General features: G+C 65.9%; 20 protein-coding genes. 10 read left to right on the top strand and 10 right to left on the bottom strand.

Features of this window, described 5'->3' with window-relative positions; all coding sequences use genetic code 11:
• Positions 1–6 precede the first annotated feature (6 nt).
• Positions 7–915, top strand: coding sequence for a pyridoxal 5'-phosphate synthase lyase subunit PdxS (pdxS, locus tag FEJ81_RS03345; RefSeq protein WP_138243942.1), 909 nt, complete (start codon positions 7–9; stop codon positions 913–915).
• A gap of 109 nt (positions 916–1,024) precedes the next feature.
• On the opposite strand, the gene FEJ81_RS03350 is transcribed toward pdxS, so the two are convergent.
• The 3 genes from FEJ81_RS03350 to FEJ81_RS03360 all read right to left on the bottom strand — a co-directional run bounded on the left by FEJ81_RS03350 (position 1,025) and on the right by FEJ81_RS03360 (position 5,604).
• Positions 1,025–1,387: a hypothetical protein gene (locus FEJ81_RS03350; protein ID WP_138243943.1), complete on the bottom strand. Its 363-nt coding sequence runs from the start codon at positions 1,385–1,387 to the stop codon at positions 1,025–1,027.
• 6 nt (positions 1,388–1,393) lie between these two features.
• A complete protein-coding gene (locus FEJ81_RS03355) occupies positions 1,394–2,281 on the bottom strand; it encodes a homoserine kinase (RefSeq protein WP_138243944.1) in 888 nt (295 codons plus the stop codon).
• A 176-nt stretch (positions 2,282–2,457) separates the two neighbouring features.
• On the bottom strand, positions 2,458–5,604 hold the full coding sequence (locus FEJ81_RS03360) for a methyl-accepting chemotaxis protein (RefSeq protein WP_138243945.1): 3,147 nt from the start codon (positions 5,602–5,604) through the stop codon (positions 2,458–2,460).
• Positions 5,605–5,880: 276 nt separating this feature from the next.
• Between FEJ81_RS03360 and FEJ81_RS03365 the strand changes: the two genes are divergently transcribed.
• On the top strand, positions 5,881–7,221 hold the full coding sequence (locus FEJ81_RS03365) for an ABC transporter substrate-binding protein (protein ID WP_138243946.1): 1,341 nt from the start codon (positions 5,881–5,883) through the stop codon (positions 7,219–7,221).
• Between the two features lie 209 nt (positions 7,222–7,430).
• Here the strand turns inward: FEJ81_RS03365 and FEJ81_RS03370 are convergent, their stop codons facing one another.
• The 3 genes from FEJ81_RS03370 to FEJ81_RS03380 form a co-directional block, all read right to left on the bottom strand.
• Complete coding sequence (locus FEJ81_RS03370; protein ID WP_138243947.1) at positions 7,431–8,708, bottom strand: MFS transporter; 1,278 nt, start codon at positions 8,706–8,708, stop codon at positions 7,431–7,433.
• Positions 8,709–8,783: 75 nt separating this feature from the next.
• Positions 8,784–10,058 (bottom strand): polysaccharide deacetylase family protein, encoded by a 1,275-nt coding sequence (locus tag FEJ81_RS03375; RefSeq protein ID WP_138243948.1) that lies wholly within the window; start codon positions 10,056–10,058, stop codon positions 8,784–8,786.
• A gap of 113 nt (positions 10,059–10,171) precedes the next feature.
• Positions 10,172–10,759, bottom strand: coding sequence for a DUF6149 family protein (locus tag FEJ81_RS03380; RefSeq protein WP_138243949.1), 588 nt, complete (start codon positions 10,757–10,759; stop codon positions 10,172–10,174).
• Between the two features lie 299 nt (positions 10,760–11,058).
• Between FEJ81_RS03380 and FEJ81_RS03385 the strand changes: the two genes are divergently transcribed.
• The 6 genes from FEJ81_RS03385 (at position 11,059) to FEJ81_RS03410 (ending at position 15,320) form a co-directional block, all read left to right on the top strand.
• On the top strand, positions 11,059–12,297 hold the full coding sequence (locus FEJ81_RS03385; RefSeq protein WP_138243950.1) for an NAD(P)/FAD-dependent oxidoreductase: 1,239 nt from the start codon (positions 11,059–11,061) through the stop codon (positions 12,295–12,297).
• Positions 12,298–12,452: 155 nt separating this feature from the next.
• The gene (locus FEJ81_RS03390; protein ID WP_138243951.1) at positions 12,453–12,680 is read left to right on the top strand and encodes a hypothetical protein; all 228 of its coding nucleotides are present in this window, start codon (positions 12,453–12,455) and stop codon (positions 12,678–12,680) included.
• An 86-nt stretch (positions 12,681–12,766) separates the two neighbouring features.
• Complete coding sequence (locus FEJ81_RS03395; RefSeq protein WP_138243952.1) at positions 12,767–13,177, top strand: DUF7124 domain-containing protein; 411 nt, start codon at positions 12,767–12,769, stop codon at positions 13,175–13,177.
• A 112-nt stretch (positions 13,178–13,289) separates the two neighbouring features.
• Positions 13,290–13,883 (top strand): DUF6498-containing protein, encoded by a 594-nt coding sequence (locus FEJ81_RS03400; protein WP_138243953.1) that lies wholly within the window; start codon positions 13,290–13,292, stop codon positions 13,881–13,883.
• A 305-nt stretch (positions 13,884–14,188) separates the two neighbouring features.
• Positions 14,189–14,602 carry a PH domain-containing protein gene (locus FEJ81_RS03405; protein ID WP_138243954.1) on the top strand — a complete coding sequence of 138 codons (414 nt, stop codon included), beginning with the start codon at positions 14,189–14,191 and terminating at the stop codon, positions 14,600–14,602.
• Positions 14,603–14,783: 181 nt separating this feature from the next.
• Positions 14,784–15,320, top strand: a complete 537-nt coding sequence (locus FEJ81_RS03410; RefSeq protein WP_138243955.1) for a DUF5815 family protein — start codon at positions 14,784–14,786, stop codon at positions 15,318–15,320.
• 67 nt (positions 15,321–15,387) lie between these two features.
• Here FEJ81_RS03410 and FEJ81_RS03415 read toward each other — a convergent pair whose 3' ends face one another.
• The gene (locus FEJ81_RS03415; protein WP_138243956.1) at positions 15,388–17,781 is read right to left on the bottom strand and encodes a PAS domain S-box protein; all 2,394 of its coding nucleotides are present in this window, start codon (positions 17,779–17,781) and stop codon (positions 15,388–15,390) included.
• 264 nt (positions 17,782–18,045) lie between these two features.
• Here FEJ81_RS03415 and carB point away from each other — a divergent pair, with 264 nt between their 5' ends.
• Positions 18,046–21,222 carry a carbamoyl-phosphate synthase large subunit gene (carB, locus tag FEJ81_RS03420; protein ID WP_138243957.1) on the top strand — a complete coding sequence of 1,059 codons (3,177 nt, stop codon included), beginning with the start codon at positions 18,046–18,048 and terminating at the stop codon, positions 21,220–21,222.
• Between the two features lie 180 nt (positions 21,223–21,402).
• Positions 21,403–22,560 carry a beta propeller repeat protein gene (locus FEJ81_RS03425; protein ID WP_138243958.1) on the top strand — a complete coding sequence of 386 codons (1,158 nt, stop codon included), beginning with the start codon at positions 21,403–21,405 and terminating at the stop codon, positions 22,558–22,560.
• 6 nt (positions 22,561–22,566) lie between these two features.
• On the opposite strand, the gene FEJ81_RS03430 is transcribed toward FEJ81_RS03425, so the two are convergent.
• The 3 genes from FEJ81_RS03430 to FEJ81_RS03440 form a co-directional block, all read right to left on the bottom strand.
• Positions 22,567–23,202, bottom strand: coding sequence for a metal-dependent hydrolase (locus FEJ81_RS03430; RefSeq protein WP_229504752.1), 636 nt, complete (start codon positions 23,200–23,202; stop codon positions 22,567–22,569).
• Positions 23,203–23,389: 187 nt separating this feature from the next.
• Positions 23,390–24,097: a CehA/McbA family metallohydrolase gene (locus FEJ81_RS03435; RefSeq protein WP_138243960.1), complete on the bottom strand. Its 708-nt coding sequence runs from the start codon at positions 24,095–24,097 to the stop codon at positions 23,390–23,392.
• Positions 24,094–24,792 (bottom strand): CDP-alcohol phosphatidyltransferase family protein, encoded by a 699-nt coding sequence (locus FEJ81_RS03440; protein WP_138246708.1) that lies wholly within the window; start codon positions 24,790–24,792, stop codon positions 24,094–24,096. The genes FEJ81_RS03435 and FEJ81_RS03440 overlap by 4 nt, the downstream gene beginning before the upstream one ends.
• Between the last annotated feature and the right edge of the window lie 99 nt (positions 24,793–24,891).

Consider the following 24,891-nt stretch of genomic DNA (forward strand, 5'->3'; position numbering starts at 1 on the left):
CGTAGTATGACCGAGGAAACCGACCTCGAGGAACTCAGACGCGGGACCGATCTCGTCAAGCGCGGCTTCGCACGGATGCAGAAAGGCGGCGTCATCATGGACGTCGTCGACCCCGAGCAGGCCCGCATCGCCGAGGAGGCCGGCGCGGTCGCGGTGATGGCGCTGGAAGCCGTCCCCGCGGACATTCGCAAACGCGGTGGCGTCGCCCGGATGGCCGACCCCGCGGACGTCGAGGAAATCGTCGATTCAGTCTCGATCCCCGTTATGGGCAAATCCCGAATCGGCCACACGAAGGAGGCCCAGATCCTCGAGGCCGTCGGGGTCGACATGATCGACGAGTCCGAAGTGCTCACCCCCGCCGACGACGCCTACCACATCGACAAGCGCGACTTCACCGCACCGTTCGTCTGCGGCGCGCGCAATCTCGGCGAAGCCCTGCGCCGGATCGACGAGGGCGCGGCAATGATCCGCACCAAGGGCGAGGCCGGCACCGGCGACGTGAACCAGGCCGTCCACCACCAGCGGACGATCAAGGGCGCGATCCGCGAACTCGAGGGGATGAAACACGAGGAACGGGAGGCCTACGCTCGAGAGATCGAGGCGCCCGCGGAACTGGTCCACGAGACAGCCGAGATGGGGCGACTGCCGGTCGTCAACTTCGCCGCGGGCGGGATCGCGACGCCCGCCGACGCCGCGCTCATGATGCACCACGAGTGCGACGGCATCTTCGTCGGCAGCGGGATCTTCGGCGCGGAGAACCCGCCGGAGATGGCCGAGGCGATCGTTGAGGCGACCAACAACTGGGACGACCCCGAGACCCTCGCCGAGATCTCGAAGAACCTCGGCAAGAGCATGAAAGGCGACGCGAACGTCGATCTCCCCGAGGAAGAGAAGATGCAGGGCCGGGGCGTCTGATCGGCGACTGACCGAATCCCAACCCGTACACTGACTTGCCGAACCGCCGACCGATCGGCACGCACGCTCGTTTTGTGGCTCTCCCGTCCGGAGCGTGTGAATCTGACCGCTACGTGTCCGACTCCCACCACGTCTCGAGCGGCGGAATAATACCCGTTCGGAGAAGCGCGAGAAAGACCAGATACGTTAGCGTTGCACCACAGCACAGTGACAGCACCGGCACCGGCGCGACTCGAGCGCCGACGGCGGCTCCGCCGATCGCTACCGCAAGCGACGCGAGCTGGACCGGCCACCGTTCCCAGTAGTCCCGAACGAGCGCCGGGTCTCGAGCGGCGAGCAGTTCGAAGACGATCGTCCCCGTCCCGCCGACGGGCAGGAAGTAAATCGAGAGCGATGCATCGGTGAGGAAGGCGAGACCGAGGAACGCGGCGAGCGCGATCAGTGCGAGGAGGCCGTCGGTACTCGTTCCCATCCGCGGCTACGAGTCGTCCCGGTACAGCGTCGCGCCCTGCCCGATCGCGGTCTGGTAGGCCCGGCTGTCGACGCCGGCTGCGTCGAAGCCGTCGACCATCGCCGAGGCGATCGCCCGCTGGTCCCGTCGGTGACAGACCGCGAGGATCCCCGGCCCGGCCCCGCTGACCGTCACGCCGGTCGCGCCCGCCTCGAGGGCGGCCTCGCGAACCCGGTCGTAGCCGGTGATGAGCCGGGTGCGTTCGGGCGTGACGATATCGTCGTTCATGCCGCTGCCGACGAGATCCGGATCGTCTCGCGTCATGCCGACGGTCAGCGTGGCGGCGTTGCCGACGGTGGTGACGACGTCGTCCATCGGGGCCGAGTCGGGGACGACGCCGCGCGCGTCGCGCGTCGACACGGAGATATCGGGCAGGCAGGCGACGACGGAGACCGACGCGTCGACTTGCGTGACGCCGTCGTCGGTGACGACGGTAAAGCCGCCGAGCAGTGAGGGCGCGACGTTGTCCGCGTGGGCCTCGCCGGAGACGAGCGCCTCGCCCTCGGCCGCGACGGGGACGAGTTCTTCCCGTGAGCGGCCGCGGTCGTAGAGCGCGTTCAACGCGATGGCGGCGGCGGCCGCGCTCGCGGCCGACGACCCCAGTCCCGAGGACGGTCTGACGCCCTTGTCGATCCGGATGCGGGCCGGGGCGTCGAGCGCCTCCGCGACCGCACCGACGGTGTTCTTGGCGGGGTCTTCCGGGATGTACTCGCTGCCGGCACCGGTGATCGAAATCGTCGTTTCCGGGGCGCGTTCGACCCGGACCACGTCGGCGGGCGTTCCGAGAGCGACGCCGAAGACGTCGAAGCCACTCCCGAGGTTCGCACTCGTCGCAGGCGCCCGCACGGTGAGCATGCCGATTCCTTCCGAGACGGCAGTCAAAAAGGTAGCGAACGACGCCGACGACATCGCAGGAAAAGCGCCGACGGCATCGCAGAAAAAGCGCCGACGGCATCGCACGAAGAGTACCGCCGGCGACCCGAATCGGGACGAAGCCGCGGCGGTCCGTCTACTCGAGACCGTTCGCGGCGTTACTCGTCGTCTTCGGACGTGCCGAAGGTGAACACGTCGTCGCTCTCGGACCCGCTCTCGTCGGCATCGGTCTCGGTGTCGTTGTCCTCGCTCCCGTCGTCGCTCGCGAGGTCGTCATCGGTCGGCGAGCCGTCGCTATCGGTGCTCTCGTCGGCCGCAGCGGCCGACTCGGTGTCGGCAGCCTCGGCGTCGACCGGTTCGAGCGGCTGGCCGGCCGACGCGTCAGTCCCGTCCTCGGGCTCGGTCACCGGTTCGACCGCGTGTGCCGCGTCCTCGGCCGCGTCGGTGTCGGCGTCCTCGGTCTCGGTCGTCGTCTCGAGGTCGGGGTCCGCGAGCGGATCTGCCGTCTCGTCCGCGGCCGACTCAGTCGTCTCGTCGGCGAGCGGATCGGTCGACTCGGTCGCTGGGTCGAACCCGTTGCCATCGTTCTCCTCGATTCCGAGGATCTCCTCTGCACCCATCTCGGCCGCATCGGCCGGCTCCTCCGTCGCCGACGCGTCGCCGGCGTCGGGAGCCGTCACGCCGTCGGCCGACGGGTCGGTCTCGAGGGATTCGGCGGCCTGCTCGCCCTCGAGTTCGACCTCGGTTTCGGCCGACTGGTTGTCCGCGCCCGGTTCGGCGTCGAACTCGATCGCGTCGTCGTCCGCGTCGTCCGCGTCGTCTGCACCCTCGTCGAACGTCAGAGTCTCGTCCGGCTCGGCCTGCTCGCTGTCGGCATCCGCATCGAACGTGATCCCCTGCTCCGAGTCGTTCGTCTCACTGGCATCGTCCACGTCGAAGTTCGGCTCGGCCGCGTCGAGTTCCGCGTCCACGTCGAACGCTGACTCGATGTCGACCTCGTCGCGGTCGATGTCGGTGTCGAAGCGGTCGAGTGCTTCGGACAGCTGCGAGGCCTGTTCGGAGAGGCTCGAGGCGGACTTCGTGACCTCGGTCAGCGCGGTGGTCTGCTCTTCGGCCGCGGCGGCAACGTTCTCGGCTTCGGAGGTCGTCTCCTCGGAGATCGTCGCCGCGTCGTCGACCATCGCGACGACCTCTTGGGTGGAGGCCGCCTGCTCTTCGGTCGCCGCGGAAATCTCCTGGACGCCCACGTTCGTCTCCTGTGCGAGGGTGGCGATCTCCTCGAGCGCGGTGACCGCTTCCTCGACCTGTTCGCTGGCGTCTTCGATGTCTTCGCTCGTGCCTTCGACCTCGGCGGCGGACTCCTCGGTCCGCTCGCGGATCGCCTCGAGCCGGTCTTCGGCCTCGTCGGCCGCCTCGGCGACGTCCTCGGAGAGTGCCTTGACCTCCTTTGCGACGACCGAGAACCCTTCGTCGTCGCTGCTCCCACCGGCGGAGCGGGAGGCCTCGATGTTGGCGTTGAGCGCCAGCATGTTGGTCTGTCGGGCAATCTCGGAAATCGTGTTGATCAGCTCGTCGATCTGTTGGACCTCTTCCTCGAGCCGGCGGATCTCGGCGACTGCGCTGCCGGCCTCGTTCTCGATCTCGTCCATGGCAGTGATCGCCGCCTGCGCGGCTTCCTGCCCTTCCTTCCCGGTGTCGACGGTCCGCTCGGCGATGTCGGCCACCTCGTTCGAGGAGGCGGCGATCTCCTCGGTCGTCGTCGAGAGGCCGCTCATCTCCTGGTTGACCGACTGCAGCGACTCGTTCTGTCGATCCGCACCGTCGGAAATCTCCTGAATCGACTCGGTGACCTGCTGGGAGGCCGAGCGAACCTCCTCGCTCGAGGCCGTCACCTGCTCGGAGGCGGTCGCGACGTCGGTCGCGAACCGGTTGAGCTCGGCGATGGTCTGCTCGATCTCGTCGAGCATCTCGTTGAAGTCCTCGGCGATCTCGGCCATCGCCTCGTTGTCGCCGTCCGCCTCCATCCGGGCGGTCAGATTCCCGTCGGCGGCCGCTTCCATCACGTCGCTGTAATCGGCGGCCGTCTTTTCGAGTTCGTCGTTGATCTCTTGGACGCGCTTGCGTTCGCGTTCGGCGTCCTCGCGGGCGGCTTCCGCCTGCTCAATCTGCTCGCGCAGGGCGACGCGCATCGAGTCGAAGCCGTCGTAGAGCCGACCGATGTTGTCGATCCGCTCGGTCTCGAGGTCGACGTCGAGGTTACCCTCTTCCATCTGGCTCGCCTTGTCGGTGAGCCGATCGATCGAGACGGCGGTGTTCCGGCCGAGGACGGCACCGACCATCCCGATCATGAGCACGCCGAGGAGCGTCGCGTAGATACCCCATTCGTTAATCGTGGTGACGAACCCGAGCGCCTGATCGGCGGGTTCGACGGTCAGGACGACCCAGTCGGTCCCGAACACGCGGGCGGAACTGGCGACGTAGTCGTTTTCGTTGTCCTCGCCGAGGCCATAGGCGTAGTTATCGAACGAGAGGTCCGAGCCGGCGACCTGTTGGGTAGTCGCGCCCTCGGTCCGTGCGGATTGGGCGAGGCCGGTGTCGTCGCTGTAGGTGTAGCCGAGCGTCTCGTGATCTTCGCCGTAGCCGGCGTTGTCGAGCATGACCTCGTTGTCGCCGTTGAGGGCCACCGTCGTGACTCCCGTCTCGTCCTGAAGCTGATTCGCGTACGCCTCGAGGTCGGCGGTGTAGACGACCGCTCGGTCGCTGTTTTCGGACGAGAGCTGGACGTAGGTGATCACGGTCGTGTTCTGGCCGAACTCTCCCTCGGCGAGATAGGCGTCGGAGACCCAGGGAACGGTCTCGGTCGCGTCCGAGTACGCTCCGCGGGGGACGTTGTTGACATCGTCTATCGACCCATCGCGGAGTTCCTCGTTGGTACTCGCCGTCACCGTCTCGTTGCTGATATCGACGTAGGAGATCTCGAACGTATCAGCGTCTAAGTGTTCCTCCCAGTCGAGGAAGCGATGTTGGATCGCCGCCGGATCGTCACTGGCGACGACGTCCGATCGGGTGATCGTCCCGATCGTGTGTTCGTTCTGTTCGTTCCACATCTGCAGGCTCTGGGCTTCCTGCCCGGCCGCGGATGCGTGATCGTCCTGGACCCGATCCTCCATCTGCGTCGTGATTGCTCCCGTTGCGCCGTATCCGATCAGGCCGACCGACAGCCCGAGTATGAGCAGCGCGATCCCGAACTTGACCGCGTACCTGCGTCGGATAGCTTTCGGCACCAACCGTCGAGCGAAATCCATGGATAGGGAACGCGTGATTTCGTCACTACATAAATTGTCAGCCATGGTTATCGGAGGTGATAATTGGATTTCGATCCTAGCCGTAGTCTTCGCGAGGGTATTTCCCCGTTACTCGCAACGTATCAGACCCAATATCGTAAAATTAACACCCCACTATCGGGTTCTCGGATGGGATGGACGATTATCAAACTTGGATAGTAGCCGCCATCGGCTCATGACTCGATCCTGATATTATTCGCAAACGTTAAGAAACATAGGTCGAAACGACTGTCCAATATGGATGACGATGATCACGGACGGGGGAACGTGGGGTCTCCCACCGATGACGGTCAACAGCGCGGTCTCGACCGCCGCCAGATGCTTAAAACGACGGCGGGTAGCGCGGCCGGACTCTCGATAGCGGGCTGTCTCGAAACCGCCGGCTCGATCGTCGGCGACGACGAGGTCGAGCCGGTCACGATCGGCGTGCTCGCGCCCGATCCGGGGAGCGATTCGACCGGCCGCTCGATCGTGCAGGGCGCGCAGATCGCCGTCAACGAACTCAACGATGACGGCGGCATCCTCGGCCGCGACGTCGAGATGGTCGTCGGCGATACGAACTCGAGTCCGCTCGAGGCGCGCCGACAGTACCAGCGACTCGTCCTCGAGGAAGGTGCCGACGTCACCGTCGGCATCTCCACGACCGAGGCGCTCGTCCCGCTGATGGAGGACATCGCCGAACAGGAGACGATCCATCTCACGGCCGGCTCCGCGACGACGACGGCGAGCCAGAACGTCGCCGACGACTACGAGAAGTACAAGTATCACTTCCGCGTCGGCCCGGTCAACGGAACCAATCTCGCGCAGGCCCAGATCGACTTTCTCACCGACAAGAGCGATGATCTGGGGTGGGATTCCGTCGCCGTACTCGCCGAGGACTACGCGTGGACCGACGGGCTGTGGGCGTTCTATCAGAGCCAGTTCCCCGAGACCGACATCGATGTCGAGATGTGGGAGCGATATCCGCCGGCGACCGACGACTTCTCCGACATTTACACCGAAATCGAGGAGTCGGGCGCGGACGCGGCGTTCATCTCGACCGCCCACACCGGGACCGCCGCGCTGCAAGACTGGCGGCCGGAAGAGCGGGAGTTCGAGTTCGGTGGCATTCACGTCCCGATGCAGGACCCGGCGTACTACGACGCTACTGAGGGTGCCTGCGAGTATGCTACCGGCTACGCCAGCGCGACGGCGACCGCCCAAATCACGTCCAAGACGCAGGGCTTCGCCAAGAAGTACCAGAACGAAAACGGCGGGACCAGCCCGGTCTACACCGGCTACATCGCATTCGACGCGATCAAGGTGTTCGCCGATGCGGCCGAGCGCGGCGAGACCCTCGAGTCCGAGCAGTTAGTCACCCCGCTCGAGGAGACCTCCTTTGAAGGGACGACCGGCAACATCGAGTTCCACGGGCAGAACGATGAACACCCCCACGACGTCATCTACGGCGAGGACAAGGTCCATCCGGTCTACTTCCAGTGGCAGGAAAACGACGCCGGCGAGGGCGAGCAGACGGTCATCTGGCCGGAGCAACACGCGGCCGAGGGCGACGAATACGAGACCCCGGACTGGTTGTAGGCCGCTCGAGCGGAGCGCCTGCGTTTGTCGATCTGTTCTTGCGGTACGACGGCAGCATCGCGAGACTGTCTCGGTCCGGAATTCTCGGCTGTGGATGCCTGACGGCGACCGGCCCGGAATTCCAACGCTCATCTCGGTCGGTTTCTCCGCTGTCGGCCGCCCCGATCCGGTCTATTGTCACAACTGCTCTCGTCGACTGTCTGCTCTCGTCAGTCGTCCGCGTTCGTCTCGGCGGCCGCCTGCGTCTCTGTGAACCGACCGCCACCGACCAGCAGCGCGCCCGCGAGGAGTCCGCCGACAGCCGCGAACCCGGCTATCAACGCGAAAAACGCCGTTTGAGAGAGCTCGTCGAGCACGAAGCCGCCCAGTGCGATGCTCGCCGCTCCGAAGCCGAACTCCGCGAGGTAGGTAAAGCCGTAGGAGAGCCCGCGGGCGTCCGGCGGCGTGTAGATCGCGACGGCGTTCTGGTAGAACGGCTGGATGGCGAAGAGGAAGAATCCGAGGACGCCACAGAGGGCGATCACCGGGACGAGCCCGATCTCCGCCGCCGTCGCCGGGATAAACAGGATCGCGAGGACCGCGAGGACCGCGAAGATGCCCGCGAGTCCGCGGGCCGGTGTAACTCGATCCGTCAGTTTTCCTCCGGCGTACTGGCCCGCGATCCCGACGACCAACAGGCCAACGTAGATGTAATCAGCGGGCTCGATCCCCTCGAGGCCGGCGGGCAGCGCGAGGCTGCTCATCGCCGGGAGCCCGTGGAGGATCTCGGGAAGGTAGGTCAGCGTGCCCCGGTAGTAGAGCCCCTCGAAGATGACGAGGGCGAAGACGACGGCGAAGGCGCTCGCGAACAGCGTCCGCGTGCTCCCGACGAGTTCCGACGCCGACAGCGCCTCGTCGGGGCCGGCGTCGGCCTCGTCCGCGACGGCCGCGGTCGGCTCGAACCCCGCGCTGAGCCCGTAGAGGACGGCGAAGACACCGGGAATCGCGAGCAACGCGGCGACGAGCGACCAATCGAGGAAGATCAGGAGGGTGGCGGCGACGAACGGCCCCAGCGCGATGCCGGCGTTACCGGCGATCCCGTGCCACGCGAAGACCGTGCCGCGGTCCTCGACGCCGGTGCTGATGAGCGCGAGCCCGGCGGGGTGGTAGACGCTGGCGGCGATCCCCCACAGGATCAGCCCGACGGCGATGGCGTAGATCGACGTCGCGAGCGAGAGGACGAGAAAGGAGAGGCTCATCCCGGCGAGACAACACAGGATGAGCCGCTTGGTGCCGTATCGGTCCGCGAGGATCCCGCCGGGGAGCGCACCCAGTCCGAACGGGGCGTAGCCGAGCGCGACGATGAGGCCCAACAGCGTCGTCCCCACGTCGAACTCGGCCAACCAGACGACCAGAAAGATCGGAATCGAGGTCTCGAACCAGTGAACGAGCGCGTGCCCGGCCATCGTAAAGCCCGCGATCGACCGATCGTTCGCGTTCAGTGCCATGTGCGAATCGTTGTCTCAATCCGCACGCCCCGTCCACTTAGCGGCTTGGAAACCGGCGTCGCCTGTCTTCACGCGTTAGACGTCATACCAGTACTCGCGCTTGAGGTCCGCCGGGAGGATCACGTCCAACTCGCCGGCGGACTCGTATTCGTGGATCGCTTCCACCGTCGCCTCGAAGTCGGCGAGCAGGTCGCCCTCGAGTCGGTGGAAGAACAGCGAGGTGACCCCCCGCATCGACGCCGTGCGATCGATGGCGGTGCGGGCTTGCTCGGCGCTGGGCTCGCCGATTCGGGAAGTCTGTCGCGGATTCACGGCGTAGCCCTGGACTGGCCGGCCGCCCGCGAAGCCGATGTCGTGGTGCTGCTCGACGAGGGCGAGCGTCCGTTCGTCGTAATCCCCGTGCGGGTAGGCAAAATACTGCGCTCCGTCCTCGAAACCCTCCTTCTCGAGCCACGCTTTCCCCCGCTCGATCTCGGTTCGTTGGGCCTTGGACTCGAGTTCTGACAGGTGCGGGTGGGAGTAGCAGTGGTTGGCGATGACCCACCCGGCGCCGTGGAGTTCGTGGACCTGATCGACGGTGAGTCTCGGGAAGCCGCCGGGGTCGTCGGCACCGCGGGTCTCCGCTTCGATCCGGCCGGGGTTGACGAAGGCGACTGCGGGATAACCGTACTTCTCGAGGATCGGCAGCGCGCGCGTGTAGTCGGTGACGTGGGCGTCGTCGAACTGGATCATCACCGCTCCGGTGTCGGGTCGCGGGACGAGGTGGAGGTCGTCGAGCCAGACCGTTCGCGACTCGCCGTCGCCCGTCCTGACGAGGACGTACACCTCCCGAACGGCCGCGGGATCGAACCCGTTCGCGATCCCCTCGACGCCGAAGTTGTACCGCACGAGGGGAAGCCCGCCCTTGATCCCGCGGCGGTAATCGATCTCGTTTCCCGCGTCGTCGATCAGCCGGAGCCACGGGACGACGAGGCCGTCCGACGCGACGGCGAGGCCGGGTACGACGTCGGTGAGATCCCGCGGCTCCGAGAACGCGGTTGCGATTCCGCCAGTCCGCTCGCTCGCCGGCACGTCGAGGCGGGCGCTCTGCGTGCCGACGACCGATCGACTCGAGTCGGGCGACAGCGTGCCACCGAAGACCTCCCACGAATCGAGGGTTTCGAAATCGTCGATCGTACCGGCCATCGGGCGGTCTCTCGGCGGCCGATCGCCGGACTCGGGTTCGGGTGACGGATCTGGACCTGCGGTCGCGTTCGGATCGGGCTCCGTCGGCGGCGACTCGTCACTCGAGGTGAGACAGCCGGCCAGACAGAGCGACGACGTCAGCGCGAGGTAGTGTCGCCGTTGCATTCACGGTCGGACACGTCGCTCGCGACTATTGTTACGATCTCGTTACCGTCACCGGTTCGGACGTAATCGGGTCGATACCGAGCTGGTATGTCACGTCTTCGACGCCGCGCGAATCAGCTGTCGCCGTCCTCGACACCGACCGCCTCCGAGACGTCGACATCGTCGGGTTCGTCCTGTCCGCCGACCACGAGTTCGCCGTCGTCCGTTTCGATGTACACGTCGTCGGCGAAGCCGCCCTCGGCGTGGGGATGCTCGGGGTCCTCGAGTCGCTCGGGCGTCGACGGGGCCTCGGGGAGTCCCTCCGGCGGCGCGAACTGGCCCAGCGGCTCGTCGATGGTCACGTCCCAGCGCTCGAAGAACTCCCGGTAGCGATCGTAGTGAGCCTCGAGTTCGTCGGCGGGGAACTCCATCATCTCGGTCCAGCCGTGGTTGTAGAAGTCGAAGTTGGCCTGGATGTGGGTGATCTCGCGGGCCTCGGCCTCGGAGTAGCCCGCTTGGAGCGCCCGCAGGTAGGCGTCCATCGTCGCATCGAAGAGGCCGTCGAGGTGGGCTTTCCGTTCCTCGGCGTGGGCGGGGTCGGCCTTCCCGGTGAAGATCTTGGTGTGGAGACGGACCAGCCCCGAGTTGGCGACCGAGCGGATGCCGGGGGTCTCGAGGGCCTTCCGATAGGCGAAGTGTTTCGCGTTCTGGCGGAGTTTCATAGCTCCGTCTTGGGCGCACGTCCTAAAGAACGGTTCGGACAACATTGTTAGATTCCGACGGATCGAGCGGCCGATCTGCCGATCCGCGCTCGCGGATCGCCATCCGCCGCTCCAGGACCGCTTGTCAGAGATGGCAGCAAAGATTGCTCGCTCGAGCGGCGGGCTCGAAGCGGCGGCGGTAAAGCCACTCGGGTGAACATATTCGGCGTTCAGTTTACGATCGTTGTGTCATCCCACCCCGTCCGGCAAAATAGACGAGATAGCAACCCACTTTAACCCTCATTACGAACGTTCCGGATATGACTCAGTACGTCATCATCGGTGACGGGATCTCGGGTAGTTCGGCCGCCGAGACCCTCCGGGAGGAAGACCCGGACGCGAAGATTACCGTCATCACCGATGAGGGGGAGCCATTGTATAACCGGATTCTTATCAAGGAACACGCGAAGGGAAAGCTCCCCGAAGCCCCCATTTCGATCCACGACGAGGACTGGTACGCGGAACGAGATATCGAGCTCTCGTTGAACACCTACGTGACGAGCGTCGACACCGACGCGAAGATCATCAACACCCACGAGAGCGGCGAAATTCCGTACGACAAACTGCTCGTTGCGACCGGCGGGACGCCGACGCAGCTGCCCGTCGAGAACAGCGACGCGGACGGAATCCATCACTTCTGGACGTTCGAAGACGCCCGCGGTATCCGCGAGCACGCCGAAAACGCCGACAAGGGCGTCATCGTCGGTGCCGGCCTGCTCGGCATCGACTTCGCGGCCGTCTGTGGCGCACAGGGCATCGAAGCCGACTACCTGATGCGCGGCGACCGCTGGTGGCGCTACGCGCTCTCGAGCGACGGCGCGGAGATCATGCACGAGGGCATGCGCGAGGTCGGCGTCGAACCGGTCTTCGACAGCGGCGTCGATCACTTCGAGACGGACGACGACGGGCACGTCACCGCCGCAGTCGACCCCGACGGCGACCGCTACGAGTGTGACTTCGTCGGGGCCGCCATCGGACTCACCTTCAACACCGAGTTTCTCCGCGGTGCCGGCATCGAACAGGACAACGGGATCGTCGTCGACGAGTACATGCAGACCAACGTCGACGACGTCTACGCCGCGGGCGACCTCACCCAGTTCTACGACGTCCTGCTCGGCGAGCAGGGCCAGAACGGTTCGTGGGGATCGGCGAAAGAACAGGGCCGCGTCGCCGCGGTCAACATGGCCGCCGACGAGGAAGCCGAAGGGTTCCAGTGGGTCTCCTCGTACTCGATTACCCACTTCGACTTCCCGTTCCTCTCCTTCGGACACCCGACGCTGGGCGACGAACACGCCGAGCGCAAGTACAGCGACACCGAGTGGCGACGCATCGCCTTCAAGGACGGCAAGATCGTCGGCGGCGTCCTCATCGGTGATCTCTCGCCCCAGAGCAAGTTCAAGCAGCTAATGCGCGAACAGCGCGTCGTCGCCGATCAGGCCGACGTGTTGCTCGAGCAGTCCGTCGATCTGGACGAACTCGCACCGCCGCAGGAACAGTAACCGCGGTCGTTCGCGGTCGCTCACGCGGTCCGTTTTCGACACCCGGACTCGTTTCCATCCCGTAGCGTCGTCTCTGCGTTCGAGTGGGCCCTCGCCGGACCGATCGGTCGGTTACCCGGCATAACTGTTAAGTCATATCGAGTCATTTGGTACCAATGAACATGGCTGCCAGTACACTCCACCGTCGGTCGCTACGCCTCGAGCGCGTTGACTCGGTCGCGATGGACGCGACCGTTCGCCACGTCGATCAGCTCGATTCGGAGACACTGGGGGCCGTTTATCGCGCCGTTTCGGACGGGCGACCGGTCACGACCGCCGAAACCGACCTCGAGCCGGGCGAGGTGATCGTCTTTACGGACTACTACCGCGTCGAACGCGTCTGAGTCGGTTCGTCGCTCCGGCCTGTCGGTACCCGTCGCGAGTGTGTGGTATCGAAGTCGTTTTCCCGCGTGCGCGCCTTCGATGACGCATGAACGGCGAAAGCGACATGACCCTGGCATTCGAACTCGAGGCCCTCAAAGAGGTCGCCTCGCCCGAGCGCGTGTTCGAAGACGCCAGAGGCTGGACCGAGTACATCGGCGTCGTCTCCGAGAAACCGACCTACGTCGTAACCAACTTCACGCGGAAAAACCGCATCCGACAGGACTTCTTCTCCGGCCCCCGCGGGAAAGCCGAGAGCCTCGAAGGTGTCAAAGACCAGTTCGAGACCGAGCGCTACGTCTACATCGGTGCCAGCGAGGAAGACGAGCAACTGGCCGACGAGGTCGGCTGGGAGTACCTCGCCGTCGAGGACGCCGGCGAGGCGGCCGACTGGATTCTGGCGAGCTCGGCCGAAGACGAGGAGGACGACGCGGAGCAGGTCCGCGACGACTGGCCCTGATCCAGACCGTCTCCTCACCTGTTAGCGACGGTCGTTTTGTCTCTCGTCTCGAGGTGAGCAGACGCGACTCTGCTGACGAACGATAAGCGGAATCCACACGCCTACGTTACGTATGGTTTCAGGGGACACAAACGGATTTTTTGCGTTTCCCTTGTGGGTCGCGGGTGCTATCGTAATCGCAAATCTCCTCCCGTTGATCGGGCTCGCCGGGTTCCAGTGGGGAGTCACCGAGTTGGTACTCGTCTATTGGGTTGAGGCAGTGATCGGCACCATCGTCGGGATACTAAAACTAGTCCCCGTCAGACTCGTCGATGTCCCGTTACCACACCCTCGTTCCAAGCCGTTGCTCAAGGCTCGGCACGGAACGCTGCGTGTTGGCCCTCTCACTGGGTACGTTCGAAACGCATCAGTTATTGGAGCCCATTCGATGTTTCTCTTCGTGTTTTTCAGTTCGGGGCTCGCGCTGTTCATTCCAGCGTCTCCACTGTACTATGTATCACATGAGACGGTCGAGAGCGTAGCGATCGTTGCCGGAATTCTCGCCGGAACACATCTGTTAACCGCGAAGATCTATTTCGACGAGCAACAGTACGATCGAGCACCGGCGAAGCAGGCCTTTCAGTCGTGGTTCAGAACCGGTGTGGGCGTTACCGGACTCGTCGTCTTATTGTTGCTTCGAGACGGGAACGGCGCTGGTTCCGCATGACGGCCTGGCCTGTGGCCCTGTCGTACGCCCTCGTCGGTGGAAAGCTCGCGATGACGTTGCTCTTCCGGTGTCGTGACCGGGATCGGTTCGGGTTACCTGACCACGACATAAACCCGTTCGAGGATCGGACTGGCGGGAATCTCCTCCAGACTGCTGGCATAACAGCGACGACACTGCCTCGAGTGGAGCGACCGACTACGCGACCGCAAGCGACGGTCCGTCCCAGCACTCGGCGGATTCTCGGACTGAGCCCGATTCTCGGGGCATTCATTTCGCGCACTGGGGAACCGATCCTGTTCGGTCTCATGGGCGTTTTCGCTCTCGTCGCGGACGTTCGACTGATTCTGCCGCTCCTCGTATTCGCTATCGCACTGGTGTTTGCCGTCGTTCCCGTGCTGGTGTTCGTCGTGCCACGACACGCGACGCTGGTGTACGAATTCTACGACGATCAACTGGTCTGCTACGATTTCCGGCTGGAAGAACCGGTCTGGCGGCTCGCGTACGAGGACATGACGGCGGTATCCCTCGAGCGCGGGCTCGACGGCCGGATCGGGGGATACGGACGGGTAGTCGTCGAGACGGGCGACGGCCCACCTGCCCGGCTGTCGTATCTCCGAGACTACGAGACGGTCAGTGACCGTCTCGAGCGAGTCATCGAGGATGGATCAGAGCGGGACTCACCAGACACTCGTTCCGGGTCTTGGATCTCCTCACAGTGATATTCCAGACGGATGTCAGTTTGCTACCAGCCACTACATCCGGCTCGTGATGCGCTGTCCGAATCGTATGGAGAAGACGGCCCGAAGCGACGGTACGACCACCAGTCTCGGTTGGCGGTAGCTTCAGTACGTCACGCTGCGAGTCGTCGCCCTTATGCCCGGCCCATCCGTAGCGCTGGCAATGGCAGGACCCAGCGTTCCGGGTTCCGACGACGGCGATCACCTCGAGCTTCCCTGCGGGGAGTCCGTTGATCCCCACGAGATCGATCTGGGGATGCGCGAGTACAACTGTCCCTGCGGCGAGACCCACGCGGTCGTGACCGACGTGCACCCGCCGTCGCGTTTCTTCCCGGAATCGCTCGTGGCCGTTCTACAGGAGACGATCGACACCGACGACGAGTTCGAGGAGTTCGGCACGCCCCACCTGATGGGCGTCGTCTTGGAGGAGTTCCCCGAAGCGGTCGTCGTCCACGACGCGAGCGACGACGGCGCGGTCGGCTACACGCTGTTGTGGATGACCGACTTCGACGCTCGGCGGCTCCACGAGGTCGTCGTCGAACTCGTCGTCGAACTCATGGAACACGCGATCAGTCACGCCGAGAACGACGCCGCCGTCAGCGAGTTCGAGTCCCAGATGCTCGAGTTCGACGTGTCGGAGTTCGTCGAGCAGTACCGGCGACAGCGGGAGTTCGAGAGCGAACACGACCAGCCGCTGTAGCTCGGTTTTCAGTCTCGAAGATCGACCGCTGTTCTCCGGAATTAGTGCGTGACAGCCGGTTGCGACCTTACTCCTCGAACGAGACGGCTAACCGAAGCCCGCCGGCGTCGCTCTCGCCGACGGTGACCGACCAGCCGTGGGCCTCGACGACCTCGGAGACGATAGCCAGCCCGAAGCCGGTGCCGTCGGGGGACGTGCTGTACCCCGACTCGAGGATGTCGCCGCGCTCGCCGGGCGGAACGCCGGGGCCGTCGTCGGTGATGGCGAACCCGTCGTCAGTGTTCTCGACCGCGATCGTCACGTCGGTCCCGACGTGTTCGCGGGCGTTCCGGAAGGCGTTCTCGAAGCAGACCAGCAGGCGGTCCGCGTCGGCTTCGATCGTCGGCAGCGGCTCGTCTCGAACGAGTTCGAGGTCCGGATCGACGGTTCTGTGGGCCTGATCGACGACGTCGTCGATGTCGACCGGCTCCGTCGCCGTCAGCCGCTGGCCGCTCCGGGCGAGCGTGAGGGCGTTCTCGATGAGATCGTCCATCCGTTCGAGCGCCCAGTCGATCTCCTCGCGGTAGCGCTCGCCGTCCCCGTCGATGTGGGCCTCGAGGTTCTCGAGGTGGCCCGCCGCGAGGGTCAGCGGGTTCCGCAGATCGTGGGAGACGGTGCTGGCGAAGGCCTCGAGTCGGTCGTTCTGGCGCTCGAGTTCGGCCGTGCGCGTGGCCAGTTCGTCCTCCCGGCGGGCGCGCTCGAGCGCGGCTTCGACGTTGGCCGCGAGGATGCGAGCGAGCGTGATCGTCTCGGGATCGAAGTCGTTCGGCGTCGTCGAACTGGCGATGAAAATCCCCGTCGTCCCGAGCGGGATGTGGGCCTCGCTGCGGACCGCCGTCTCGGGGTTGCGAACGTTCTCGGCGCGGCGGACGTCGCCGTGAACGATGGTCTCGCCGGCCTCGAACGCGTCCCACGAGATCCCGTCGCCCGGGCCGATGGACGGAACGGAGCCGAACAGCGCTTCGGTGCGGTCGGTCGCCGCCGCGGGGACGAGGACGCCTCGCTCCCGCACCGAATCGGCGCTCGAGTCGGTCACGGCGGGCGGCTCATCGGCGCTCACGGCGTGGTACTCCGCACGTTCCTCGTACAAGTGGACCGAGTTGATCTCGAGCGACAGCGCGTCGCGGGCGATCTCGCTCGCGACGCGAGCGACCTCGTCAGTGCGTTCCGCGGCCATCAGTCGGCGCGTCCCCTCGTGGAGTTTCCGAATCCGGCGCTCGCGTTCCATTCGATCGCTGATGTCCCGGATCGCACCGACGCTGCCGGCGAGCGAGCCGTCCTCGGCGACCAGCGGGGCGACGTTGTTCTCGACCAGAAACGGCTCGCCGTCGAGGGGCCGGAACTCCATCTCGAAGGTGCCCCACGTCCGGTCGTCGTCCGCGAGGATATCGATCAGTAACTCCTTGGCCCGCTCGACGTCTTCGGCCGACATGTAGCTCGACGGGTGACCGCCGACGAGTTCGTCGCGCGTGGTCCCCAGAGCGTCGGCCATCGCGTCGTTGGCCATCTCGATCCGCCCCGTCGCATCGAGGACGTACATCGAATCGCCGACCGTATCGACGAGCGTGCGGTATCGCTCGAGTTCGCGCTCCCGGCGTTTCTGCTCGCTGATGTCGGTGTAGATCGCGTACTCGTGGACCTCGCCGTCGATGTCGGCCGCGAAGCCGCGCAGGAAGAAGTCCCTGCGCCCCTCGGCCGTTACCCGCTCGACGGTCGTCGAGATCACCTCTCCGAGGCCGACCGTCTCGGCGATAGACACCGGCCCCTCGTCGTCCGGGACGAGGATATCGTCGAGCGAGCCGCCAGCGATATCCTCGCGTTCGTAGCCGAAGATGTCCTCGAAGGCGGGGTTGACATCGACGATTCGATTGGGATCGGTGCGATGAGTCACGATGACCGGGTCGGGGCTGTACTCGAACAGCGCGGCGAACCGGTCGCGCTCGGTTCGGAGGGACCGTCGTTCCCCGTCCGGCTGAAGCGTGCCCACATCCGTTTCTCTGCCGTTCGCCGCCGCTGGCTCATCGACGATCGCCCGAAGCTGTGCGACCAGCCGCTCGAGCGAGTCCGCGTGCCCCTTCGGGACGTACCCCGCGAATCCGGCCGTCACGGCGTCGCTGGCGAGCCGTTCGTCGCCGTCGGCGGTGTAGAGCACGACCGGCGCGTCCGCGACGCCGTCGGCTCGGATGCGGTCGTACAGCGACAGCACGTCGGTCTCCGCGAACAGATCAGTTACGACGCACGTGCGCCCGCTCGCGTCCGCGACCGCGTCGCGGAGTTCGGTTGGCGTCGCGACTGGCTCGACGGCGAGCCCGTCGGTGGCCGACTCGAGGCCGTCGGCGATCCGACGGCGATCGTCGGGGTCCGGATCGGCGTAGACGACGGTGGTGGGTCGCTGGAAACGGGTGAGACCGAACGCGGCCATCTCGTTCGTACAGACGGACGGAACGAGCCGTCATAAGGTGCACGGCCCGAATCCGGTGATAACCGATCGCTCGAGTCGAACGCGCGTCTTCGGAGCACTGTGTGAGCTTCACACCCACCCGGTGAACAGCGGGTGCTATCGCGGCAACCGGACCGGTTCGGGCCGTCGCTCCCGCCTCGAGTTCGAATTTCGAAAAGCCATTTCGAGATTCGTACTGTATCGTGGGGCTTATTACGATGTGCGAACTCCAATTCGACAAGACAAATGAGTACGGACACCGCCGCGGACGGCGAGACGGGTGACGGTCGCACGATCTTATTGATCGGCAGCGGCCCGATCCAGATCGGACAGGCCGCCGAATTCGACTATTCGGGCGCACAGGCCTGCCGAGCACTGCAGGAGGAGGGCGCTCGCGTCGTCCTCGTCAACTCGAATCCGGCGACGATCATGACGGACCCGGAGATGGCCGATGAGGTCTACATCGAGCCGATCACGACCGACGCCATCGCCGAGATCATCCGCAAAGAGCGACCCGACGGCGTCATCGCCGGACTGGGCGGTCAGACGGGGCTGAACGTCACCGCCGAACTGGCCGAGGAAGGCGTTCTCGAGGAGTACGACGTCGAGATCATGGGAACGCCGCTTGACACGATCTACGCGACTGAGGACCGCGACCTCTTCCGCCAGCGCATGGAGAAGATCGGTCAGCCGGTCCCCGCCTCGACGACCATCTCGCTCGACGAGGGCGAGGAGGTCTCGGAGATGACCGAGGCAGGCTTGAAAGAGCGCGTCCAGGCCGCCGTCGACGAGGTCGGCGGGCTCCCGGTCATCGCCCGCACGACCTACACGCTGGGCGGCTCCGGCTCCGGCGTCGTCCACGAGATGGACGAACTGCTGCGCCGCGTCCGCAAGGGGCTGCGCCTCTCCCGCAACAGCGAGGTCCTCATCACCGAGTCCATCGCCGGCTGGGTCGAGTACGAGTACGAAGTGATGCGCGACGCCGACGACTCGTGTATCATCATCTGTAACATGGAGAACATTGACCCGATGGGCATCCACACCGGGGAGTCGACGGTCGTCACGCCCTCCCAGATCGTCCCCGACGAGGGCCACCAGGAGATGCGTACCGCCGCACTCGACGTGATCCGCGAACTCGGCATTCAGGGCGGCTGTAACATCCAGTTCGCGTGGCGCGACGACGGCACCCCCGGCGGCGAGTACCGCGTCGTCGAGGTCAACCCCCGCGTCTCCCGTTCCTCCGCGCTGGCCTCCAAGGCGACCGGCTACCCGATCGCCCGCGTGACCGCGAAGGTCGCGCTCGGCAAGCGACTCCACGAGATCACCAACGAGATCACCGGCGAGACCACCGCCGCCTTCGAGCCCGCGATCGACTACGTAGTCACCAAGGTCCCGCGCTGGCCCAAAGACAAGTTCGACGACGTCGACTTCGAACTGACCACGGCGATGAAGTCGACCGGCGAGGCGATGGCCATCGGCCGCACCTTCGAGGAGTCCCTGCTCAAGGCGCTTCGCTCCTCGGAGTACGAACCCGACGTCGACTGGGCCGAACTCTCGGACGCGGAACTCGAGGAGCACTACCTCGAGCGCCCGTCGCCGGACCGTCCCTACGCGATGTTCGAGGCCTTCGAGCGCGGCTACACCGTCGAAGAGGTCCAGGAACTCACCGGCATCTTCGAGTGGTACACCGAGCGCTTCAAGCGCATCGCGGACTCCACGCTCGCCGCCCAAGCGGGCGACTTCACCGAGGCCGCGATCGCCGGCCACACCAACGCCAGCATCGCCGCGACCGCGGGCGCGGACGTCGACGCTGTCGAGACAGAAGTCCCCGGCCGCACCTACAAGCAGGTCGACACCTGTGCGGGCGAGTTCGAGGCCGAGACGCCGTACTACTACTCCGCGCGTAAGTCCGAGTTCGAGTCCGGTCCGCTGCTCGGCGACGCCGCCGCGGGCGAGCTCGAGGTCGACCGCGATCTCGAGAGCGTGATCGTCGTCGGCGGCGGCCCGATCCGCATCGGACAGGGCGTCGAGTTCGACTACTGTTCGGTCCACGCGGTCCGCGCGCTGCGCGAACTCGGGATCGACGCCTACGTCGTGAACAACAACCCCGAGACGGTCTCGACGGACTACGACACCTCCGACGGCCTCTTCTTCGAGCCGATCACGGCCGAGGAGGTCGCCGACGTGGCCGAGGCCACGGGGGCCGACGGCGTGATGGTCCAGTTCGGCGGCCAGACCTCCGTCAACATCGGCGAACCGCTCGAGGACGAACTCGCGCGCCGCGGACTCGACTGCGAGGTCATGGGCACGTCCGTCGAAGCGATGGACCTCGCGGAGGACCGCGACCGCTTCAACGCCCTGATGGACGAACTGGGCATCGCCCAGCCGGAGGGCGGCACCGCCTTCTCCGAGGAGGAGGCGCTCGAACTGGCCCACGACATCGGCTACCCCGTCCTCGTCCGTCCCTCCTACGTGCTGGGCGGCCGTGCAATGGACGTCGTCTACAACGACGCGGAGCTCCAGACCTACATCGAGGAAGCGGTCCGCGTCGCGCCCGATAAACCGATCCTCGTGGACGACTTCCTCGAGGACGCGGTCGAACTCGACGTGGACGCGGTCTCGGACGGCCGCAACGTGCTCATCGGCGGCATCATGGAACACGTCGAGAGCGCGGGCGTCCACTCCGGCGACTCCGCCTGCATGATCCCGCCGCGCTCGCTCGACGAGGACACGTTAGAACGCGTCCGCGAGGTCACCGAGGATATCGCCGAGGCGCTGAAGACGAAGGGGCTGCTAAACGTTCAGTTGGCCGTCCGCGACGGTGAAGTGTACGTGCTCGAGGCGAACCCGCGTTCCTCGCGTACCGTGCCGTTCGTCTCGAAGGCGACTGGCGTCCCGATCGCCAAACTCGCCGCGCAGGTCATGGCCGGCGAGACCCTCGAGAGCCTCGATGCCGACGAGCAGATCCCCGACCAGACCTCGATCAAGGAGGTCGTCCTGCCGTTCGACCGCCTGCCGGGCTCGGACCCGCGTCTCGGCCCGGAAATGAAGTCCACCGGTGAGGTCATGGGGACGGCAAGCGACTTCGGTACGGCCTACTGGAAGGCCCAGCAGGCCGCCGACAACGCCGTCAGCGAGGGCACCGCCGTCGTCGACCTCGACGTCGACGGCTTCGAGGACCACTTCGACGTCGCCGAGTTCGACGACGTGCCCCAAGCCATCCGCGAGGGCGAGGTCGACTTCGTCGTCAGCCGCGATCGCGACTCCCTCGAGATGGCCGTCGAGGAGGAGATTCCGTACCTGTCGACGGTCGCCAGCGCCGAGGCCTACGTCGAAGCTCTCGACGGCTTCGACGGCGAACTGGATGTCTCGTCGGTGTCCAGCCGGCCGAAGACGGTGTCCGGATGGGGTGAGTCCGAGTAACGTCGCCCCGAACTGGTCCGTAATCGCGCCTGCCACTGGTCTCTGAATAGCCGATCCGGCTATCGGTCGGCGCTCGGCTTTCTTCACTGCGCTCAGTTCCCTCGTCGCTCGTCTCGGCACAGAAATGTATACTATCTCACGTTCTTTTCCCCGCTCGAGCACTACGCCGGGTCGCGACCCATGTCCGAACAGACCAGACGCGACGTGCTTCGGCTCGCGACAGCATCGGCCACTGCCGGCGTCCTCACGCTCGGGTCGGCGGCGGCCGCCCAATCGAACGACGGCGAGTGGACGCGGGCGGAGTCGCCGACCGACAAAGCGCTGAATGACGCCGTCGATACCGCCGCGGGGCCGTTCGCGGCCGGTGCCGACGGGAACGTCATCGCTCGAGGCGAGGGCGGTTGGCGAAAAGTCGTCGACTACGGTCCGCAGGCCCGGAGTCGTCGCCTGACCGGCATCGACGCGACCGACGACGGCAGTGCGGTCTGGTTCGTCGGCGGAAGCGGCGTTATCGGCGAATACAATGTTGAGACACAGACACTGACGAACTACTCCGCGCCGAAGGGGAAGACGAGCACGTGGGAGGACTGCGCCGTGCGGGGAACCGCCGGCGAGAACGAGCGCGTCTCCTTCGTCAACGGCTCCGGCGAACTCCTCGTCGGCGTCCGACAGGACAGCGGCGCGATGCAGTACGAGGCGGTGATCGAACCCGGCGGCGGCTCGACCATTCCGGGTATCGATTTCCACGCCCGCGAGGCCGGCCACGTCTGTACCACCAGCCAGTTCGTCGGCGAGACGACCGACGGCGGGCAGACGTGGGAGCAGATCGGTATCGACTTCGCGGGCGGCGCGTTCTTCGACCTCGCGAGTCGGGGCGAGCGAGACGTGAACGTCGCCGCCGGCTCCGGGATCGTCTATCGGTACGACGGCTTCCGCTGGACGCCCCACGTCGTCGACGACCAGCGACGGGCCATCCGCGCCGTCGACCGCGACGGGAGCGCCGGGCTCGCGGCCGGCGACGGCGGGACGATCTACGAGCGCCAGTCCGCCGGCCAGTGGCAGCAGTACGAGACCGCGGTCGAATCGAAACTCGACGGCGTCGCGACGGGGTCGGCGTACGACATCGCGGTCGGCGACGGCGGCACGATCCTCGAGCGAGCGGTAGCGAGTTCCGACACCGACGCTGACGACGGGAACAGCACCGACACCGGCGACGAGAACGGGACGAACTCGACGGCGATCACGACCGCAACGGTCTCGACGAACACGCTCTCGGTCGACTCGCTCTCGGTCGAGAACTACGTCGAAGGGGAGTGGATCGAAGCGTCGGGGCAGTAGGCCCGATTAGCGTCCGAATCGGATATCGACCGTCGTGCCGTCGGTTTCGGTTTCCGTGACCCGTACCGCGGGGACGACCGCGCGGAGTCGCCTCGGGATGAGTCGGTCGAGCGTCGCCCCGATCGCCGCGAGTCGTTTCCGACACAGCGAGTAGAGGCCCGCGAACGCGACGAGCCCGACGAGAGCGGTGTCGGCCGCTGCCGGCGTGGCTCCCGCCGATATCGCGACGGCCGCGAACGCGAGACAGACGAGGAAGTCCTCCGGCGCGCCCGAGTACCGGACGTACCGGCGCGGGCGGTGCCACCGCCCGAGGGCGTGGTTGTAGACGCCGTTCTCGGTCACCGGGTTCCAGGGTTCCCGCTCCGCGCTGCCGCCGAGCACGTCGGAGACGGAGTGCAGGGCGGCACCGCCGACTGCGACCGTCAGGACTAGCAGCCCGGGCGACGATGTCAGGAGAAACGCGCCGAGCGAGACGCCGGAGAGGGCCGAAAAGCCGACCGGATAGTGCAGCGTCTTCCGGTGGCTCGCAAGCAGGTCGGCGTCGGGCGCGACCCCGCCGACGAACGCGGCCGCGAGCAGGAGGGGAACCCCGACGTGGTCGCCCAGAACCGGCAGGGCGACGACGACAGCGGCGAGGGCCATAAATCCGTGCGTGAGCGCCATCATAGCGATACTGTTCCCTACATAGCACTCAGTGCTGATAAACAACGAGGCTTCGACCACAGGCACGCCTCGATCGAGCGGCCCGGAGACCGACCGCTGTTCGAGTCGAGACGGGCGTTGCGACTCGAGTCCGGGTTCGATCCGATCGAGAAGGAAGCCGCGAGGCTCAGCGCAACGACGGCGTCTTTCGTCTCGCGTTCCGGAGTTCCTTGGTCAGGTACTGCCACGCCGTCGTGCGCTCGCCGATCGCGGCGGTCCGTCCGGCCCGCATCGACTCGAGGATCGTCGCCGGAGTCGGGGACGCCGCCGCGGGCAGTCGGACCTCGGTGACCGCGCGGCCGACGTGGTCGGCCCGGTGGGCGTCGCTCCCGCCGAACTGCGGGTAGTCGTTGCGTCTCGCGAAGCGTTCGGACTGTCGGTTGCGGACGTTGGTGACTGCGTGGGCGTTGTAGACTTCGATGCCGTCGACGCCGTCGATCGCCCCCTCGCGGGCTCCGTGTCGGGACCGCTGGAAGGGGTGCGGAACGACCGCGATGCCGCCCGCGTCCTGAAACGTCCGCGCCGTCTCGACGAGGGACCGATCGGGTTCCGGCGCGGCGTCGATGCCGATCGCGAGCAAGTGTCCGTCGGCGGTCGAGACTTCACAACCGACGATGACGGCGAGATCGTCCGGTGCCAGCGCCGCGGCCCGCGTCGCGCCGTCGATCGTGTCGTGATCGGTGACGACGATCCCGTCGAGGCCGACGGACCGCGCCGCGCGGACCAGTTCCGCCGGCGTCGTCTCCCCATCGTACGAGGCGTCGGTGTGGACGTGGGGATCGATGCGCACCGTCCGCGGCCGCCGCTCGTCACCGCTCACCGCACGACCGGTCATAGGTAGCCGAACTCGAGGCCGATCGCCAGTCCGATCGCGGCCACCGCGGCGATCCCGGCCAGTACGTGGGTCGTGTCGGTCTTGTAGGCCTTGTAATCCGAGACCATCAAGGGGCAGACGACGCCGATGGTGAGTCCCGCGAGCCAGCCGTTCCAACTCCCGACGAGCACGGCGAGGAAGTAGTTCGCGACGACGACGAGATTCGTGTGGACGACGGTAGTCCCGTGATAGAAGCTCGCAGCGCCGTCGGACCCGAACCCTTCGCTGTTGTGACGAACCAACCGCAGGCCGCCGAACGCGAGGACGAGAAATCCAACGACGAGGCTCGCAAAGACGTTCGGCGCGAGGACGAAGTGATACAGGAGCACCGCCGGGACCAGATACGCGAAGATGTCGATGAACGAGTCTACCTGCCGGCCGAAGGGTGACGACGTTCCCGTTCGGCGGGCGTACCAGCCGTCAGCTTTGTCCAACAGAAAGGCCCCGAACATGGCCAGCAGCGCCCAGTTCGGCTCCCCTCGAGCGAACAGGAGCGCACTGGCCCACCCGACGAAGAGTGCGCCGAGGCTGATGTAGTCGGCACCCGTGAGCCGTTCGAAGACGTTCGTTCTGTCCGCCGCGTTTCCGACCCGCCGATCGGCGAGATCGAACCGGTTCCAGACCCCTCGTATCGCCTCGCGCAGTTCGTTGGGCATCCGCTCGGGTGGAGACACCACCGCGATCGGTATAAATCTGCTCTGGGAATTATTTACTTAGGAGAATTCTATATAGGTTTGTAGGGCTACGTTCCGCTC

Source organism: Natrinema versiforme (assembly GCF_005576615.1).
Lineage (GTDB): Archaea > Halobacteriota > Halobacteria > Halobacteriales > Natrialbaceae > Natrinema > Natrinema versiforme_A.